General features: G+C 66.2%; 17 protein-coding genes. 15 read left to right on the forward strand and 2 right to left on the reverse strand.

Annotated features, from left to right (window positions below; all coding sequences use genetic code 11):
- Positions 1 to 9: 9 nt before the first annotated feature.
- From FBY20_RS13030 to FBY20_RS13095, 14 genes are all read left to right on the forward strand, one after another.
- Positions 10 to 1,146, forward strand: coding sequence for a hypothetical protein (locus tag FBY20_RS13030; protein WP_142052520.1), 1,137 nt, complete (start codon positions 10 to 12; stop codon positions 1,144 to 1,146).
- Positions 1,143 to 2,297, forward strand: coding sequence for a hypothetical protein (locus FBY20_RS13035; RefSeq protein ID WP_142052523.1), 1,155 nt, complete (start codon positions 1,143 to 1,145; stop codon positions 2,295 to 2,297). Before FBY20_RS13030 ends, FBY20_RS13035 begins: the two co-directional genes overlap by 4 nt.
- Before the next feature lie 319 nt (positions 2,298 to 2,616).
- A complete protein-coding gene (locus tag FBY20_RS13040) occupies positions 2,617 to 3,426 on the forward strand; it encodes an ABC transporter permease (protein ID WP_255452333.1) in 810 nt (269 codons plus the stop codon).
- Between the two features lie 3 nt (positions 3,427 to 3,429).
- Entirely contained in the window at positions 3,430 to 4,476 is a 1,047-nt protein-coding gene (locus tag FBY20_RS13045; RefSeq protein ID WP_142052526.1) for an ABC transporter ATP-binding protein, read from the forward strand.
- Positions 4,477 to 4,484: 8 nt separating this feature from the next.
- Entirely contained in the window at positions 4,485 to 5,366 is an 882-nt protein-coding gene (locus tag FBY20_RS13050) for an ABC transporter permease (protein WP_056319944.1), read from the forward strand.
- 27 nt (positions 5,367 to 5,393) lie between these two features.
- Positions 5,394 to 6,641, forward strand: a complete 1,248-nt coding sequence (locus FBY20_RS13055; protein WP_056319941.1) for an amidohydrolase family protein — start codon at positions 5,394 to 5,396, stop codon at positions 6,639 to 6,641.
- Positions 6,642 to 6,646: 5 nt separating this feature from the next.
- Positions 6,647 to 8,314, forward strand: coding sequence for an amidohydrolase family protein (locus FBY20_RS13060; RefSeq protein ID WP_056319938.1), 1,668 nt, complete (start codon positions 6,647 to 6,649; stop codon positions 8,312 to 8,314).
- The gene (locus tag FBY20_RS13065) at positions 8,314 to 9,297 is read left to right on the forward strand and encodes a GTP-binding protein (protein WP_142052529.1); all 984 of its coding nucleotides are present in this window, start codon (positions 8,314 to 8,316) and stop codon (positions 9,295 to 9,297) included. Before FBY20_RS13060 ends, FBY20_RS13065 begins: the two co-directional genes overlap by 1 nt.
- An 89-nt stretch (positions 9,298 to 9,386) precedes the next feature.
- On the forward strand, positions 9,387 to 10,436 hold the full coding sequence (locus FBY20_RS13070) for an ABC transporter substrate-binding protein (RefSeq protein WP_142052532.1): 1,050 nt from the start codon (positions 9,387 to 9,389) through the stop codon (positions 10,434 to 10,436).
- Positions 10,437 to 10,714: 278 nt separating this feature from the next.
- Positions 10,715 to 12,727: a TonB-dependent receptor domain-containing protein gene (locus FBY20_RS13075; protein ID WP_255452524.1), complete on the forward strand. Its 2,013-nt coding sequence runs from the start codon at positions 10,715 to 10,717 to the stop codon at positions 12,725 to 12,727.
- Between the two features lie 81 nt (positions 12,728 to 12,808).
- Positions 12,809 to 13,594 carry a 2-oxo-tetronate isomerase gene (otnI, locus tag FBY20_RS13080; RefSeq protein ID WP_142052538.1) on the forward strand — a complete coding sequence of 262 codons (786 nt, stop codon included), beginning with the start codon at positions 12,809 to 12,811 and terminating at the stop codon, positions 13,592 to 13,594.
- A 44-nt stretch (positions 13,595 to 13,638) separates the two neighbouring features.
- Positions 13,639 to 14,610, forward strand: a complete 972-nt coding sequence (locus tag FBY20_RS13085; protein ID WP_142055929.1) for a tripartite tricarboxylate transporter substrate binding protein — start codon at positions 13,639 to 13,641, stop codon at positions 14,608 to 14,610.
- A 111-nt stretch (positions 14,611 to 14,721) separates the two neighbouring features.
- Entirely contained in the window at positions 14,722 to 15,297 is a 576-nt protein-coding gene (locus FBY20_RS13090; protein WP_142052541.1) for a hypothetical protein, read from the forward strand.
- Between the two features lie 310 nt (positions 15,298 to 15,607).
- Positions 15,608 to 16,582, forward strand: coding sequence for an IS110 family transposase (locus FBY20_RS13095; protein WP_142051405.1), 975 nt, complete (start codon positions 15,608 to 15,610; stop codon positions 16,580 to 16,582).
- A gap of 58 nt (positions 16,583 to 16,640) precedes the next feature.
- On the opposite strand, the gene FBY20_RS13100 is transcribed toward FBY20_RS13095, so the two are convergent.
- Both FBY20_RS13100 and FBY20_RS13105 read right to left on the reverse strand, forming a co-directional pair.
- Positions 16,641 to 17,546 (reverse strand): EamA family transporter, encoded by a 906-nt coding sequence (locus FBY20_RS13100; RefSeq protein WP_142052544.1) that lies wholly within the window; start codon positions 17,544 to 17,546, stop codon positions 16,641 to 16,643.
- A gap of 53 nt (positions 17,547 to 17,599) precedes the next feature.
- The gene (locus FBY20_RS13105) at positions 17,600 to 18,244 is read right to left on the reverse strand and encodes a LysE family translocator (protein WP_142052546.1); all 645 of its coding nucleotides are present in this window, start codon (positions 18,242 to 18,244) and stop codon (positions 17,600 to 17,602) included.
- 207 nt (positions 18,245 to 18,451) lie between these two features.
- Between FBY20_RS13105 and FBY20_RS13110 the strand changes: the two genes are divergently transcribed.
- Positions 18,452 to 18,922, forward strand: coding sequence for an Lrp/AsnC family transcriptional regulator (locus FBY20_RS13110; RefSeq protein WP_056319925.1), 471 nt, complete (start codon positions 18,452 to 18,454; stop codon positions 18,920 to 18,922).
- The last annotated feature ends 2 nt before the right edge of the window (positions 18,923 to 18,924 follow it).

Raw genomic sequence — 18,924 nt, forward strand, 5'->3', positions numbered from 1 at the left:
GGCACAGGCATGCAACGTTTCTTCAATGGCGCGTGGTACCGCGGGTTCCTGCTCTGCTGCGCCTACGTCGTGGTGGCGGCGGCCGTCATGAACGGCTTCTATACGAAGTGGCGGCTCAACGACGGCCACGCGGCCCTCGGGCTGACGCAGATGGTCGAGGGCACGGCCTACCGCCCCTATGTGTATCGCCAGTTCGTGCCGGCGCTGGCCAATGGCATCCAGTCGCTGCTGCCGGCGTCCACCGTGGCGCGCCTGTCCGAACGCCTTGCCGAACCCCGGCGGGTGGACAGCCGCTCGGGCCTGGCGATGCGCTATCCAGGATCCGAGGCCCTCATGCCGGCCGTGACCCTGCGCTATCACCTGGTCTACTACCTGACCTTCGCCGCGCTGCTGACCTCGCTTTTCGTCATGCGCCGCGTGGCGCTGCGGGCGGGGGCTGGCGCCGCGGCCGCCACGATCGCGCCCGCGCTGCTTGCGATGGTGGTGCCGTTCTTTCTGACCGAGGGCGGCTTTTTCTATGACTTCGTCGAACTCATGTTCATCATGAGCGCCGTGCTGCTGGCGCTGGGCGCATCGCGCCAGACGCCGGTGCGGCTGTGCGCGTTGGTGGCGCTGGCCGGGCTGGCCACCTGGAACAAGGAAGCCTTCTTCTTTTTCACGCCCGCGCTGTATCCGCTCTTGCGGCGCAACCTGCCGCGGCTGCACGCCGCAGGCGTGGTGGGCGTGCTGCTGCTGGTAAGCGGCTGCGTCTATCTGGCGCTGCGCCTGCGCTACGCGGGCAACCCCGGTTCGACGGTCGATTACCAGCTGTGGGACAACCTGCGCTTTTACGTGGACCCCGGCAACTGGCTACGAACCGAGAACACCTATGGCGTCCTCTTGCCGCGCGGCTTCAGCATCGTGAGCATTCTGGCCTTTGCCGGCATTGCCATCCACGGCTGGACGCGCCTGCCCCAGCCCCTGCGCTGGCACGCGCAGATGGCGCTTGCGATCAACCTGCCGCTGTTCCTGTTGTTCTGCTCGCCAGGCGAAATGCGCAACCTGAGCATGCTCTATCCGTCCCTGCTGTGCCTGCTGGCGCTGGCGCTGGCCAAATGGCTGGGCCCGCAGGGCGCCTCCCAACCGGCTGCTTCGGAAGTCCGATGATCCGTTTTTTCAATAGCGTGGTTTACCGCCGCTTTCTGCTGGCGATGTTGTATGTGATGGTGGCTGCGGCAGCCTTCAACGGTTTCTACACGAAGTGGCGGCTGAACGACGGGCATGGCCCGCATTCGCTGGCGGCCATGGTGGACGGCACCGCCCACCGTCCCTACGTGTACCGGCAATTCGCGCCGGCCATCGCCAACGGCATTCAGGACTTGCTGCCGGCCGCGACGGTGGCGCGTCTGTCCGAACGGCTGACCGAGCCGCGCCGCGTGAACAGCCGCTCGGGGCTGGCAATGCGCTATCCGGAATCGGAAGCGATGCAGGCCCCCGTGACGCTGCGCTATCACATCGTCTATTACCTGACCTTCGCGGCGCTGCTCGGCTCGCTGTTCGCCATGCGGTCGGTGTGTCTTGCGGCAGGCGCCAGCGGGGCCGCGGCCACCGCGGCGCCGATGGTCATCGCGCTGCTGTTGCCCTTCTTCCTGACCGAGGGCGGCTTCTTCTACGACTTCTTCGAAGTGCTGTTCATGGCGTGCGCGATCCTGCTGGCCTGGCGCATTCCCGCGGAGCGCCCCATGCGTGCGGCGGGACGGCTGGGCCTTCTGGCCGTCGTTGCAGCCCTGGCGACATGGAACAAGGAGGCGTTCTTCTTCTATGTGGTGACGCTGTATCCGTTTCTGCGGCGCAGCCTGCCGCGCATCAAGGCAGCAGGCGTCGTGGCGGTCCTGGTGTTCGTCTGCGGCTGCGTGTATCTGGCGCTGCGCATGCGCTACGCGGGCAATCCCGGCGGCGCGGTGAGCTTCCAGCCGGGCGCGAATTTCTTCTACTTCCTGGATCCGGGCAACTGGTTCCGTACCGAAAGCACCTACGGCGTCGCGCTGCCCAAGGGCTTGAGCGCGGTGATGGTGCTGATGATCGCGGGCGTGGCCGCGACCGGCTGGCGCCTGCTGCCCACGCCGTTTCGCGTGCACGTGCTGATGGCGCTGGCGGTCAACGTGCCGCTCTTCCTGCTGTTCGCCGCCGAGGGCGAGGCGCGCAACCTGAGCATGCTGTATCCGTCGCTGCTAGCCCTGATGTCGATGGCGCTGACCGCGTGGATCGGCGCGGCGGCCGCATCGCCATCGGCTGCGCTTCGCGCTGCCGATTCCTGACGCGCGACCCGGGCGGCGCAGCGAGGGCGGGGGCGCGGTAGCTGCGCGCCTCAGCGCAGGTTGCACCTGCCTCGGCCAGCGTTCGCAGCGGGTTGCACCCGTGGCGGGGCTACTGCAGGGATAACCCGCGAGTTTTGGCGTGCCGTGGGTTATCCCTACTTGAGCCGGGCAGCAACCGGTCGATATGCTTCGGTTAACCGTAGGGACCGCAGAGTCTTTCGGAGGAGTTTCAAACCGAGCCGGCAGTTGCTGAAAGGAACCGGATTTGCATAATGCACCTCCTTTGGATTCGGCCGTCGCGATCTCGCGGGAAAAGCCAGTGCGCGTGATCCCGTGGGCCACGTGGCTGCACCGCGTTTTCGTGGTTCTCATGTATGCGTTCATGCTTAGCCCCATCGTGCTGGTGGTCTGGCTGAGCTTCTTCAAGGACGCCATCCTCTATTTCCCGCCATCGGGCTACACGCTCTCCTGGTACGTCAAGGCCTGGGAGAACCCCGCGTTCGCCAACGGCTTCCTTTTCAGCCTGCAGGTGTCGCTGGTGGCCGCGTTCATCGGCGTGACGATGGGCGTGCTGGCCGCGGTTGCGATCGCGCGCTACCGCTTCGCGGGCAGCAAGGGCGTCAACACCTTGCTGCTGTCGCCGCTGCTGATTCCCGGCATCGTCGCGGGCGTGGCCGTCTATCTCTTTTACCTGCGAGCGGAAAACGTGCTGGACCAGGATCTTGTCGGCACGTTCGGCGGTCTGGTCATTGCGCACGTGTGCCTCACCATTCCTTGGACCGTGCGTCTGGTCACGGCGGGCATGGCCGGGTTGGACGGCTCCATCGAGGAAGCCGCTCGCAACCTGGGCGCAAGCGCGCCCAAGGCATTCATGCGCGTGACGCTGCCCATGCTGCGGCCGTCCATCGTCGCTGCGGCGCTGTTCAGTTTTGTCGTGTCGTTCGAGAACCTGGAGCTGTCGCTGTCGCTGGTGGGCCCTGGGCGCACGACGCTGCCGATCGCGATCATGCAGTACCTCGAATTCAACCTGGACCCGACCATCGCGTCGGTGGCCTCGGTGCAAATCCTGCTGTTGGGCATCATCATGCTTGTGACCGACCGCTACGTGAAACTCAGTCAGGTGGTGTAAGAAATGGCGAAGGTCTCAATCGAAAACATCCGCAAGCAGTTCGGCGCGGCGGTCGCGGTGTCGGATTTTTCCCTGGAGATTGCCGAAGGCGAGCTGGTCACCTTTCTGGGGCCCAGCGGTTGCGGCAAGACGACGACGCTGCGCATGATTGCCGGCTTCATCACGCCGACGTCGGGGCGCATCCGCATTGGCGAAACCGACGTCACGCGGCTGCCGGTGCACAAGCGCGATACCGGCATGGTGTTCCAGCGCTATGCGCTGTTTCCGCACATGACGGTGGCCGAGAACGTGGCGTTCGGCCTGGAAATGCACAAGGTGCCCAAGGCCGACCGCGATGCGAAGATCCGGCGTGTGCTGGACATGGTGCGCATGACTGAGCTGCGCGACCGCTATCCGCGCCAGTTGTCCGGCGGCCAGCAGCAGCGCGTGGCAATTGCGCGCGCGCTGGCGATTGAACCCAAGGTGTTCCTGCTGGATGAACCGCTGTCCAACCTGGACGCCAAGCTGCGCCTGGAAGTGCGCGAGGAAATCCGCGCGTTGCAACGGCGCCTGGGCCTGACCACCGTCTTTGTCACGCACGACCAGGAAGAGGCGCTGGCGATTGCGGACCGCATGGCCATCATGCACGACGGCATCGTGCAGCAGGTGGGCGCGCCCGACACGCTGTACGAACGGCCCGCCAACCTCTTCGTGGCGGACTTCCTGGGCAAGATGAACGTCTTCACGGGGCGCGGCCACGCCGGCGATCAGTTCGAGACCAAGACCGGCCAGCGCATCGCGGCGCCGGGCGGCGGCAACGCCACGCATCTGGGCGTGCGGCCGGAGCGCGTGCGCCTGCAGACGCTGCCGTCCGGCGGCAACGCGCTGCCGGGCGTGATCGAGTCGTCGCTGTACCTGGGGTCGGTGCTGGAGGTGCGGGTGCAGCTCGATGGCGGCGACCGCCTGATCAGCCAGATCGTCAATGCGGGCGCGCGCGGCGCGCCGCCAGCCGCCGGCGAGCGCGTCTATGCGTGCTTCGAGCCCGACGACTGCGTCGCCTTCACGCAATAGGAGGCGCCATGACGACCGCAACGCAGGATGGGCGCCCCAGCCGATGGCTGGGCCCCGGGCTGGCCTTTCCGGCCTCGCTGGTGGTGCTGGTGATCATCATGATCCCGATCCTTCAGCTGGCGCGCTACAGCTTCAATCATTTCGACCCGGTCGAGATGATGCAGACCGCCTTCACGTTCGAGAACTACGCCAAGTTCTTCGGCGACCCCTACTACCGCGACATCTTCTTCACCACGCTGGGCATCGCGGCGCTGTGCACGGTGCTGGCGCTGGTGCTGGGCTTTCCGGTGGCGTACTTCCTGGCGCGCACGCAAAGCCGCTACAAGAGCCTCTTTGTGATCCTCCTGGTGTTTCCGCTGATGGTGGGCAACGTGGTGCGCGCGGCCGGCTGGATGGTGGCGCTGGGTAACGCCGGCGTGGTCAACGCCGTGCTGCAGGGCCTGGGCATCATCGACAAGCCGCTGACGCTGATGTACACGCCGACCGCCGTCGTCATCGGCACCACTGCAGTCGTCATGCCGTACCTGATCCTGACGCTGCAAAGCGTGCTGGAAGGCATGGACCTGTCCGTGGAAGAGGCCGCGCGCAATGTGGGCGCCAGCTTCTTCACCACATTCCGCCGCATCGTCTTGCCGATCGCCGCGCCGGGCGTGGCGGCGGGCACGATGCTGGTGTTCATCCTTTGCATGAACGCGTACGCCACGCCGGTGCTGCTGGGCGGCTCGGGCCTGACCATGATGGCGCCGGCGCTGTATGACCAGATCACCAAGGCCTCGAACTGGCCGTTTGGCGCCGCGCTGGCGGTCATCCTGGTCTGCGGCACGCTCGTCATCGCACTGATATCCAACTGGCTGATCCACCGGCGCTACATCAAGACCATGGCGTCCTGACCCAGACATCCCCCGAAGGAAATTCTCATGTCCGCTGTGCTGTTCAAGAATGCGAACCTGCTCGATCCGCTGCAATCCGAGCTGCTGGAAGGGCACCACGTCCTGGTGGAGGACGGTGTCATCAAGGAGGTGTCGGACAAGCCGATCACCGCGTCCTCGGCGCGGGTGATCGACGCCGCCGGCCGCACGCTGATGCCCGGCCTCATCGACCTGCACGTGCATGTGCTGGCCACGCAGTTGAATCTCAGCACGCAGGGCGTCCTGCCCGACGCGCTGGTGATGATGCGCGCGGTGCCCATCATGGCGGCCATGCTGCGCCGGGGCTTTACCACCGTGCGCGATGCGGGCGGCGCGGGCTGGGGCCTGAAGTGCGCCGTCAACGAAGGCACGGTCAAGGGACCGCGCCTGTTCATCTCGGGCCGCGCCATCAGCCAGACGGGCGGCCACGGCGATCCGCGTCCGCGTTCGGACCACCTGCGTCCCATGAGCTTTTGCGGCTGCTGCTTCCGGGCGGGCGACATCGGACGCGTGGCCGACGGCATCGACGACGTGCGCAAGGCCGTGCGTCAGGAACTGCAGATGGGCGCGGACCAGATCAAGATGATGGCCTCGGGCGGCGTGGCGTCGCCCACCGATCCCATTGCGTCCTTTGGCTACTCCGAAGAGGAAATCCGCGTCATCGTCGATGAGGCGGCCAGCCGCCAGACGTATGTGATGGCGCATTCCTATACCGCCGACGCCATCGAGCGCGCCATCCGTAACGGCGTGCGCACCATCGAGCACGGCAATCTGGTCGACGAGCGAGTGGCCCGTTTCATGGCCGAGAAGGGCGCGTTCGTGGTGCCGACGCTGGTGACCTACGAGGCGCTGGCCAACGAAGGCGCCGACTACGGTCTGCCGGCCGATTCCGTGGCCAAGATTGCCACGGTGCGTACCGCGGGCCTGCATTCACTTGAGATCTACAAGAAGGCGGGCGTGAAGATCGGTTACGGCTCGGACCTGCTGGGCCCGTCACAGCGCCTGCAAAGCGACGAATTCCGCATCCGCCGCGAGGTGCTGTCCGCGCAGGAGGTCATCCAGTGCGCCACCACGACGGCGGCCGAGGTGCTGAACCAGGTCGGTCAGCTGGGCCGCATCCAGGAAGGCGCGCTGGCCGACATCCTGCTGGTGGACGGCGATCCGTACCGCGACCTGTCGTGCCTCTTGGGGCAGGGCGAGCACATCGGCCTCATCATGAAGGGCGGCGTCATCGAACATAACGACCTGGGGGTGTAGGGGCCATGAGCGATCCCACGTTTTCGCAGTCGGAAGTTGGCGAGGAATCCCGCGACGTCAACGCGGCCAAGGGGTGGCATCCGCCCTCGGCGCCCGCGCCCCGCGATCGCGGCCTGGGGCCGTTTCCGCGGCTGATCCTGCGCGGGGCCACGATCATCGACGGCACCGGCGCGCCGCCCTGGGGCCCGGTGGATATCGTGATCGAGAACGATCGCATCACCGCGCTGGTCAACGTGGGCACGCCGCACAAGGCCATCGATCCCAAGCGCCGTCCCGGCCCCGGCGATCACGAGATCGACTGCCACGGCAAGTTCGTGACGCCCGGCTTTGTCGACGCGCACGCGCACATCGGCACGCCGTATCACGCGATGAGCGGCATCGTGCCGCCCGCCGACTACATCTACAAGCTGTGGCTGGCGCATGGCGTGACCACGGTGCGCGAGATGGGCGCGATGGGCGGCCTGGGCTGGACGATGGAGCAGCGCGAGCTGTCCGCGGCCAACCAGATCGCGGCGCCGCGCATGATCGTGCATTCCGTGTTTCCCGCCGTGAACGACCGCGTCAAGACCATCCACACGCCGGAGCAGGGCCGCGAATGGGTGCGCAAGCTGGCCGCGCGCGGCGCCGACGGCATCAAGTTCTTTGGGGCGCCGCCGGCCATCATGGAAGCGGCGCTGGACGAGGCGGCCAAGGTGGGCCTGCGTTCGGGCTGCCATCACGCCCAGATGGCGGTGACGCGCGTGAATGCGCTGAAATCCGCGCGCTGGGGACTGACCAGTTCCGAACACTACTACGGCCTGCCCGAGGCGCTGTTCGAAGACCGCGTCGTGCAGTCGTTTCCCACGGACTACAACTACAGCGACGAGTACTACCGCTTCGCGGTGGCGGGCCAGACCTTCATGCAGGCCGCGCAGCCGGGTTCGGCCAAGTGGCGCCAGGTCATGGACGAGTTCCTGGAAATCGGTCACACCTTCGTGCCCACCTTCAACATCTACGACGCCAACCGCGACCTGATGCGCGCGCGCCGCGCGGACTGGCACGACGAGTACACGTGGAAGGCGGTGTGGCGCTACTTCCAGCCGCAGCGCGGCGGCCACGGCGCCTACTGGTACCGCTGGAGCACCACCAACGAGATCGAATGGAAGCAGAACTACCGGCTGTGGATGCAGTTCATCAACGAATACAAGAACCTGGGCGGACGCGTCTGCGCGGGCAGCGATTCGGGCTTCATCTACCAGATCTACGGCTTCGGCTTCATCCGCGAACTGGAACTGCTGCAGGAAGCGGGCTTTCATCCCATCGAGGTGCTGCGCGCGGCCACTTCGCACAGCGCGGCGCTGCTGGGCATCGATGACGACACCGGCTCCATCGACGTGCAAAAGCGCGCCGACCTCTTGATCCACGACCAGAATCCGCTCACCGACTTCAAGCTGCTGTTCGGCACCGGCGCCATGCGCCTGAACGACGACACTGCCAAGGTCGAATGGAAGCGCTGCCTGCAGACCACCATCAAGTCGGGCGTGGTGTACGACACCGCCGAGCTGCTGGCGGACGTTCGCGCGATGGTGCGGGACAGCTGGGCTGACGATCCCGACGGTGAGCGCCCGCCCACCGGCGGCGCACCGTCGGGATCGCCCTGCGACTCGGGCGACCCGGGCGAGGACATGACCTGATGGCCGTCGACCTTTTCCTGTTGTGCGGGTTCCTGGGCAGCGGCAAGACCTCGCTGCTGGTGGACTACCTGCGCGATCCGGAATCGCGCGATACGGGCGTGATCGTCAACGAGGCGGGCGAGGTCGGCGTGGACGGGGCCATCGTGGCCAACGACAGCGACAACGTGCCGATGACCTTGATGGCAAACGGCTGCGTGTGCTGCTCGTTGCGCAGCGATCTGGTTTACACGCTGAGCGCGCTGCTGGATGCGCCCCGGCCTGAAGGCGAGGGTCCGTTGCAACGCGTCGTCCTGGAGTGCAGCGGCCTGTCGCGGCCCGGACCCATCATCGCGTCGCTGGCGGATCCGGAATTGGCCAGCCGCGGCCTGCGGCTGACGGTGGTCTGCACCGACGACTGCGCGCGCGATCCCGACGCGCTGGCCGAGATGGACGAAGCGATGGCGCAGTTTGGCGCGGCCCATCGCATCGTATTGACCAAGACCGATCTGCTGCCCGCCGTGCCCGGCGCGCTGGGCGAACGCGCCGCGCGCGCCGAGGCGTTGAATCCGCTTGCCGAGATCGTCGCGGAACCGGATCGCCGGCGCGCGGTGCAGGCCGCGTTCGCGCCGTCGCAAGGCACGTCCGACCTGGCCGGCCTTGCGGCGCGAGTGCTTGCCGCAGGCGGGCAGGGCGCGGCGCATCCGCGCATCCGCGTCATGGCGGCACGCGCGCAAAGCGGCATCAGCTGGACCGATTTTTCCGAGTGGCTGGATAACCTGGCCGGCTTGTGCGGCGACCGTCTGCTGCGCGTGAAGGCGGTAGTGCGCGTCACGGATTGCGAGGAACCCATCCTGATCCAGTCGGTGGGCTCGACGTTCAGCCTGCCGCAGCGGCTGACGCGGCAGCCCGATGCGCGCGACGCGATCATCGTGATCGCGCGCGACATCGAGGCCGACGAGATCCGCGCGTCCTCGCCGGATGCGCCGGTGCAAATGCTGGTCTGAATCCTGTTGAACCCAAGGCCGCGCGCCAGACTGGCCTGCCGCGCGGCGCATCGTAGCAAGTCGTCAGTTCCCTTCGATACGAGGTTGTTATGCAAGAGAAAAACCTGAATCGCCGTGGCTTCATCAAGACCGCCTCCGGCCTGGCCCTGGCGCCCGCCCTGGGTTGGCTGCCCGGCATGGCCAATGCGGCCGAAAAGGAAATCGTGGTGGGCACCTGGGGCGGCGATTACCAGAACCTGCTGCAGCAGATCATCAATCCCATCGTCGCCAAGCAGGACGTGAAGGTGGTCTACGACACGGGCAACGCCGTGGGGCGCGTGACCAAGCTGCGCGCCGAGAAGAACTCGCGCCGCGGCAGCATGGACGTGGCGCTGCTGGGCGAAGTCGACATGTACGACGCGGAGCGCTCGGGCACGTTGGAACCGCTGGACACCAAGAAGCTGCCCAACCTGGCCAACGCCATCGACACGCTGAAGACGCCGTATTCGATTCCGCACATCTTCAGCGCGATGACCCTGGTCTACAACACCGAGAAATTCCCGGCCCCGCCGGATTCGCTGCAGGTGCTGCTGGATCCGAAGTGGAAGGGGCAGGTCGGCTTCTCCGACATTCTCTATCTCTACAACTCGGTCTTCGTGGGCCTGGGCGCGGACGGCAACACCAAGGATTTCGAGGGCGGCAAGCGCTTTTTGGCCAAGCTCAAGCCCAACGCGCCGCGCATCTACCCGTCCAACGAAGCCGTTGCCGCCGCCTTCAAGTCCGGCGAAATCGCGATCGCCGTCATGTGGAAGGCCCGCGCGCTGCAATGGAAGGACAGCGGTCTGCCGCTGGGCTTTGTCATCCCCAAGGAAGGCTCGGTGCCGGTGTCGTTTGAAGCGGCCGTCGCCAAGAACAGCCGCAACAAGGATGCGGCCTGGGCCTACCTGAACGCCATGCTGGATCCGCAAGGGCAGATTGGCTTTGCCGAAAAGATGGGCTACGCGCCCACCGTGACCAACGCGCAGTTGCCGGAAGCCTTGAAGCGGGTGGGCTTTTCGGACGCCGAGGTCAAGCTGCTGCACGCCTACGACCTGAAGGGCTTGACCGAGAAGAAGGCGGACATGCTCGAGTTCTGGAACAAGGAATTCAAGGCGGGCTGATCGACGGGCGGGCGCCGTTCCCGCCCTTCCGGTTATCCGTTTCATCGTTGGCCGCGTCATCGAAGCGCGATTCCTGCAAGGGAATCGCGCTTTTTCATTCGGGGAGCTGCTTCACAAGTTATGAAATGTTATATCATCCGTCTGCGTTTTGTAATGATATAACATCCGAGAGAGCAAAGATGAAAGGAAAAAAGCAGGGGTTGGGGAAAGCGCGCGGCCGGGTATCGCGCGGCCGTCGACATGGCCGGGCGCCCTTGAAACCGCTGGTGTGCTCGCTGATGCTGATGGCGCCCGTGGCGCAGGCGCAGACCACGAGCGAGACGCGCGCGCAGACCGTCGCGCCGATCACCGTGTCCGCCAACCCGTTGGGGCTGGACTTGAACAGCACCACGCTGCCCGCCTCGGTCCTGGAAGGTGACGCGCTGATCGAGCAGCGCAACGGGACGCTGGGCGAGACCCTCAAGAACCTGCCGGGCGTGAACAGCGACACGTTTGGCGGCGGCGCCAGCCGCCCGGTGATCCGCGGGCAGACCGCGCCGCGCGTTAAGGTGCTGTCCGATGGGTCCGAAGTGATGGATGCCTCGGCCATCTCTCCCGACCATGCCGTGACTGTCGAGCCCCTTTTGGCCGATCGCATCGAGGTCCTGCGCGGGCCGGCCACGCTGCTGTATGGCGGCGGCGCGATCGGCGGCGTGGTGAACGTGGTGGACAAGAAGATTCCGACCGAGGTGCCGGAGAAAGGCATCGCCGCCGAAGCCGAGCTGCGCGGCGCCACCGGCACCAAGGAGCGGGCCGGCGCCGTGGGCATCACGGCGGGCGAAGGCCAGTTCGCGGTGCGCGTCGAAGGCATGAAGCGCCGCACCAGCGACTACGACGTGCCGGACTGGCCCGGCGGCACGCTGGAAGGCTCGTACAGCGAATCGACGCAGGGCTCGGTGGGCATGTCGTGGATCACGCCGCGCGGCTATGTGGGCGTGGCCTTCACGCATCTGCAAAGCGAATACGGCCTGCCCGGCCACAACCACGAGTACGAAGGGTGCCACCCGCACGGCACGCATCTGCACTGCGGCGGCCACGATCATGACCACGGCGACGAGGGCGAGGAAGGTCACGACCACGATCACGAGCATGGTGGCGTGCCCTACGTGAAGCTGCGCAGCAACCGGGTGGATCTGCGCGCGGAATACCAGGATCCGTTTGCCGGCTTCGAGAAGATCCGCTTTCGCGGCGGCCTGACGGACTACCAGCACGATGAGATCGAAGGCGGCGAGGTTGGCACGCGCTTCAAGAACAAGGGCTACGACATGCGGGTGGAGCTGCAGCACAAGCCCATCGCCGGCTGGCGCGGCGTGATCGGTCTGCAGAATGCGTACAGCGATTTCAGCGCCGAAGGCGAAGAGGCGTTCCTGCCGCCCAGCAAGACCCGGTCGAACGGCATTTTCGTGCTGGAGGAATACCAGTTGAACGACTGGCGGTTCGAGTTGGGCGCGCGCCAGGACTGGCAGCGCGTGTCGCCGTCGGGCGGTGCGCCGCGCAGCAGCCTGTCGGGCACGTCGCTGTCGGCCGCCGCGATCTGGGACTTCGCGCCGCAGTATTCGGTGGCGCTGTCGCTGTCGCGCTCGCAGCGCCTGCCCAACGCGCAGGAACTGTATGCGGACGGCGTTCACCTTGCCACCAATACGTATGAACTGGGTAATCCGGACCTGACGCGCGAAACGTCGCACAACATCGACCTGACGCTGCGCAAGCATTCGGGCGACACGACGTTCTCGGCCAGCGTGTTCCACAACCGCGTCAAGAACTACATCTACGCCAATACGCTGGATCGCTTTGAGGATTTCCGCCTGATCGAGTACACGCAGCAGGATGCGGAATTCACGGGCGTGGAAGGCGAGCTGCGGCACCAGTTCACGCCGGTCTTCTCGGCGGCGGTGTTCGGCGACTACGTGCGGGGCAGGCTGACGGGCGGCGACGGCAATCTGCCGCGCATTCCGGCAGGGCGCGCGGGCGTGCGCGGCAACTTCAAGTGGCAGCAATGGTCGGGCGGCGTCGAATACGCCCGCGTGTTCGCGCAGAAGGACATTGCGGCGTACGAGGACACTACCCCGGGCTACAACATGGTCAACGCGGTCGTCGCGTATCGCGGCCAGTACGGCGCGACGGGCTACGAGGTCTACCTGCGCGGCACCAACCTGTCGAACAAGCTGGCCTACAACCACGCGTCGTTCATCTCGTCGGTGGCGCCGTTGCCCGGACGCAGCGTGTTGCTGGGCGTGCGCATGACGTACTGACCGGGTTGGGGGCGGCGCCCGGCTGTGCTATTTTCGGCGGATGCCGCCGCCCGCGGCGGCATCACGCGCCAGGAGCCCGCCATGCTGAAGTTCGCCGCCAATCTGTCGATGATGTACCCGGAACATGCGTTCCTGGACCGCTATGCGGCGGCAGCGGCCGACGGCTTCGCGGGCGTGGAGTGCATGTTTCCGTATGAAGCGCCTGCCGCGTTCGTGCGCGAGCGCATGGACGCCGCCGGCGTGGCGCAGGTGCTGTTCAATGCGCCGCCCGGCATCACCGCGCAGGGCGACCGCGGCCTGGCGGCGCTGCCGGGCAGGCAGGAAGAGTTCCAGGCCGGCATCGAGCAGGCGCTCTGCTATGCCACCGCGCTGTCTTGTTCCAACGTCCACGTGATGGCGGGCGTGGCGCCGCCGGACGCGTCGCGCGATGAGATGCGGGACTGCTACCTGGCCAATCTGGACTGGGCTGCGCGCGAGGCCCGGTCCGCCGGCGTCACACTGCTGATCGAGCCGATCAACACGCGCGACATCCCCGGCTACTTCCTGAACCGCCAGGACGACGCGCACGCCGTCGTGCAGGCTGTCGACGCGCCCAACCTGAAAGTCCAGATGGACCTCTATCACTGCCAGATCGTCGAGGGCGACGTCACCGCCAAACTGCGCGAATACCTACCCACCGGGCGGGTCGGCCATCTGCAGATCGCCGGTGTGCCGCTGCGCCAGGAGCCCGACCGCGGCGAACTCGATTACGGCTGGATCTTCGGCGTGCTGCGTGAGTTGCAGTACGGCGGCTGGATCGGCTGCGAGTACCGCCCCGCGGGCGCGACCTCGGCCGGCCTGCGTTGGCTGAACGCCGCCCGCGCCTGATCCCGCGCAATGTCCCCAATCGAAGTGCAAATGGAGTGAGCTTCATGTTTCAGGGCGTGCTGCGCATGCTGTTGTCGGCCGCATTGGCGGCGGCCATTCCGGCCGCGTCGGTGGCGGGCGGATATCCCGATCGCCCCATTCGCTGGCTGGTGCCGTTCAGTGCTGGCGGCGGCAGCGATCTGGCCACGCGCATCGTGGCCCGCCATGTCGGCCAGACGCTGGGCCAGCCGGTGGTGGTCGAGAACCGGCCCGGCGCGGCCACCATCGTCGCCGCGCAGGAGGCCGCGCGCGCGCAGCCGGATGGCTACACGGTGCTGACCGCCGGCATGAGCACGCTGGCGCTCAACCCATGGCTCTACAGCGATTTGCCCTACGATCCCCAGGCCGATTTCACGCCGGTGTCCACGCTGGTGGCGCTGCCCATCGTCCTGGTGACCGCTCCGGATTCCGGGCTGCGCACGCTGGACGACGTCAAGACGTATCTGAAGCGCAACGAGCCGGGCAGTTACGCTTCGCTGGGCGTGGGCAGTCCGCACCATCTGGCGATGGAATTGTTCATGGAAACGATCGGGGGACGCGCCACGGCCGTGCCTTACAAGGGGACGCCGCCGGCGCTTCAGGACGTTGCTGCTGGCGTGGTGCCGCTGATGATGGCGGACCTGGCCGCCGCGCGGCCGCTGATCCAGGCGGGCAGGCTGCATGCCATCGCGGTGCCGTCCGCCGCCAGATCCGGGCAACTGGCCAAGGTGCCGACCTTTGCCGAGGCGGGCGGTCCGGCTTTCGAGGCGGCGGCCTGGCAGGGCGTGGTGGCCCCGGCCGGCACGCCGGCGCCGGTAGTGGAGACGCTTAGCCGCGCAATCCGGCAAGCCCTGGCCTCGCCGGACGTGGTCAAGCAGCTTACCTTGCAGGGCATGGAACCGGCGGGCAGCACGCCGCAGGCTTTCGACGCATACGCGCGCCAGGAGCACGCGCGCTGGGGCGCGGTCATCCGGAGCAAGGGGCTGTCGGCCGAGTGAGCGCATGGGTAACAGCCGCCGCAAGGTGTAACGAGGGGCGCGCACTCCTTGGCCACAGGCGTACGATGAAACGACGAGCATCCAGCCCGGTCTCCGGGCGAGGAGACTGCCATGTCTTTGATCGTAGCTGCCCGCTTCGAGGGCTTTGAGACCGCCAAGGCCGCCGCCAGCCGCCTGGCCACCAGCGGCTTTCCCGACTGGGATATCCACACGTTCTACGTCAACCCCGCAGGCGAGCACGGACGCTTTCCCTATGGGGGTGACCGGCGTTCCGATCCGGATGCCGGGCGTGCCGACATGGGCGCCTATCTGGGCGCGGGCGGCGTGGGGGCGGTGTTCGCAGTGTTCGGCGGCTTCGTCGCGGCCGAACTCAGCGACTCCACGGCGGCGATCCTGGCCGCGGCGGGCGTGGGCGCCTATCTCGGGTCGCTGTTCGGCGCGCTGTGGGTGACGGGGCACGGCACCACCCAGCACGGCCATTTCAATCCCGATTCCCATGCCGAGATCCGCCAGGCCGGCGTCATGGTCGCCGTGCGGGTCCGGCCGCAGCGCGAGATGCTGGCGTGCCGCATTCTGCGCGACGCTGGCGGCGCCGACGTGGAACATGCCAACGGCCGCTGGCGCAATAACCATTGGGAAGACTTCGACCCGCTATCGCTGCCGCAGCGGGAGCCGGGCTTTGGTTGATGGGGGTGGAGGGCGATTTGCTGCGACGGTGTCTGACACCCTTTGAGATGCCGCTGCAAGCGGACGATCCTCTCCCCAGGGTGTCAGACACCTTGTATCTTGGCCACTGTAGTGATTAGCTATCGCTACAAGCGGACCGATGAGCGTGTTCAGACACCTAGAGCCTGGACTTTGTGGTTCAGATTACGCCTCGGTTCCGCACCTCTGAGCCGGCTGGACACTGGACGGTAGCCTAGGGCATTGGACCCTGTATGTACAAGGCAAGTGGGCGCAGCGGGCTTCTTTGGTATTGGCAAGGGAGCTTAGGTTTATGTTTTTTCTCGGAATTGACGTTTCTAAGGCGAAGCTGGATTGCGCGCTGCTTGGCAGCGATGCCAACAAACGCAAGACCAAGGTCGTACCCAACTCGATAGCGGGCGTGCAGACGCTGCTGCAGTGGTGCGCCAAGCAGGGAGCCGAGCCGGCGCAGTTGCATGCCGTGCTCGAGCCCACAGGGCAATACCATGAGCAGGCTGCCACGGCCCTGCATGACGCTTCGGTCAGTGTCTCGTTGGTCAACCCTGCCCAGGTGCGCGACTTCGCCGGTGCGCTGGCGGTGCGCTCCAAAACCGATGGGATCGATAGCTACGTGCTGGCCCGCTACGGTCAGGCGCTCAAGCCTGGGCTGTGGCGCCCCGCGCCGCTGCATGCCCGTCAACTACGGGCCTTGTTGGCTCGGCGCGACGCGCTGGCCAAGGATCTGCAGCGCGAACTCAATCGCCAGGAGAAGACGCAGTTCAGTGATCCACCCGTGCTGGTCGAGGGATCCATAGCCAAAACGATCGCGTTCCTGCGCGAAGAGATCAAACGCCTGGATCATGCGATCAATGACCACATCGACCGCCACCCGGACCTGAAGGAGGATCGGGAACTGCTGACCAGCATCCCCGGCATCGGGGATCGAGCGGGGAACTCGATCCTGTCGATCATGCATAACCGACCTATCGAGTCAGCCGAGGGCTTGGCCTCCTACCTGGGGGTGGTGCCGGTGCAACGCCAGTCCGGCACCAGTCTGAACAGCCGGCCGCGGCTATCTAAAACGGGTCCCAGCACGGTACGTGCCACCCTCTACATGGCCGCTATCGTCAGCAAGCGCTTCAACCCACACGTTGGTGCGCTTTACGCGCGGCTCTTAGCAGCTGGAAAGAGCAAAATGGCCGCGCTAGGCGCGGCCATGAGAAAGCTGGTGCATCTATGCTTCGGCGTGCTTAAAACTCGGACACCGTATCGGCCCGACTACGCCTGAACGCTTGACGGTCAAGACGGTATCTGGTGAGACACCGTCCGCTCGCGCAGGCGTCTGATCAATCCGGCGCGGGGATCGGCGCCTTGCGGCTGCGCTGCGCCGTGGCCGCGCAGCCGGCGGACGCGACGATGATGCCGAAAATTGCCAGCCATTGCGTCTGGGACAGGTGCTCGTTAAGCACCACCACCCCGGCCAGCGCGCCCATCGCTGGCTCCATGCTGAGCAGCACGCCGAAGGTCTTTTGCGGCAGCCGCCGCAGCGCCACCATTTCCAGCGAGTAAGGCAGTGCGCTGGACAGGATGCCGACGGCCACGCCGGCCAGGATCAACTTGGGATCCAATAGCGCCATGCCCGCGTGCGCCGCGCCGACCGGCAGGGCCACCATCGTGGCCGCCAGAAGGCCCAGCGACGTGGCCTGTCCGCCATGCACGTTTCCGGCCATCTTGCCGAAGATGATGTACAGCGCCCAGCACACGGCCGCGCCCAGTGCGTACGCGATGCCTTGCGGATCGAGGTCGTGCACGGACTGCCCGGTGGGGATCAGCAGGATCAGGCCGGCCAGCGCGCAGGCGATCCAGACGAAGTCGATGGCGCGCCGCGACAGCACCACGGCCAGCGTCAGCGGCCCGGTGAATTCGATGGCAATGGCAATGCCCAGCGGCAGGGTCTTGAGCGCCATGTAGAACAGCAGGTTCATGCACGCCAGCGTCACGCCATACAGGGCGATCTTTGCGGCGTTGCGGCGCGTGAGCGGAAAGCGCCAGGGCCGCCAGAAGGCCAGCAGGATGATGGCGCCGATGACGATGCGATATGCGGTGGTGCCTTGCGCGCCCACTTCGGGAAACAGCGATTTGGCGAACGACGTGCCCACGCACAAGGAGGCCATGGCGCCGATCAGCGACAGGGTGGGCAGCAGGGTGGACGTGGCGCTGGGGTGTCCGTTGTTCAAGGTGGCGGCGGTCATGGAAGGCTGAGGGTGTGCAATGGCGTCGTCGGTTCAGGCGGGCGGATGAGCGGTCAGGGCTGTGGATGCATCGCTGTGGAAATCAGCACGTAGATCGCCAGCCCGAACATGATTGCGCCCAGCAGCCCCTGCTGCATGCGCAGGAACCAGGGGTTGCGCCCGACCCAGCCGCGGATGCGCGACGCGCCGTACGCAAAGCAACTGCCGTACGGCAGGCTGAGCGCCTTCATCGTGACGCCCAGCACCAGCATCTGGATCCAGACCGGTCCGTTGTCCGGCGAGGTGAACTGCGGCAGGAAGGCGATCATGAAAAGCAGCACTTTCGGGTTCAGCAGATTGGTGATGAAGCCCTGCCAGAAGGCGTCGCGCGCGTCGCCGGGCTGGGCCGCCAGCGACACCTCGGCGGCGTTCGCGCACCGGATCATGGCCTTGATGCCCAGGTAGCCCAGGTACAGGCCGCCCGCCGCCTTGATACCGACGAACAGCGTGGGAAAGGTCCGCAGCACCGACGCCAACCCCAGCACCACGGCGGGCACCTGGACGAACCCGGCCGCCACGTTGCCCAGCACGCTATGGAAAGCGGGGCGGAATCCCTGCGTCATGCCTCGCGACAGCGTAAGCGCCATGTCGGGGCCGGGCGTAAGCTTCAAGGCCGCATCGGCGGCCAGGAACAGCAGGAACAACTGGAGTGAGGGCATTGCGGGTGCAGCGTGAAAAATCCCGCATGTGCGGGCGGAGGGCTCCCAGTGTAAGCAAGCGGCCTGAATAATTCCTGCGTCCGGCGGACCCGAAATGAAGTTTCCCGTCGAAATCGCGAAGGATTGCATCGCCGCCCCGATTAGAATCCTCGAATAGCCTCTCCCCGCGCCATCCTGGGCGCCATTTCCCCGCGTTCCGAGCACCTCATGGAACTAGACGATTTCGATCTGCAGATCCTGCAAAGCCTGCAGGAAGACAACCAGCGCACCAGCCAGGACGTCGCGCAACGCGTGAACCTGTCGCCGGTATCGTGCCTGCGCCGCATGAAGCGGCTGCGCGAAGCCAAGGTGGTGACGGCGGACGTGTCCGTCGTCGACCCCGCCGCCGTGGGCCGCGGCATCACGATGGTTGTGCTGGTGTCATTGGAAAGCGAACGCGCCGACAAACTCGACCAGTTCAAGCGCGCCATGCAGAACGCGCCCGAAATCATGCAATGCCTGTCGGTGACCGGCGAGGTCGATTTCGTGCTGACGCTCACCATGCGCGACATGGCCGAATACGAGGTGTTCGCGCAGCGTTACTTCTGGGGCAATCCGAACGTGAAGCGGTTCTCGACGCTGGTGGTGATGAGCCGGGTCAAGAACGGGTTGACGGTGCCGGTGATGGCCGGCGGGTGAAG

The organism is Achromobacter sp. SLBN-14 (assembly GCF_006715415.1).
Classification (GTDB): domain Bacteria; phylum Pseudomonadota; class Gammaproteobacteria; order Burkholderiales; family Burkholderiaceae_B; genus Achromobacter; species Achromobacter mucicolens.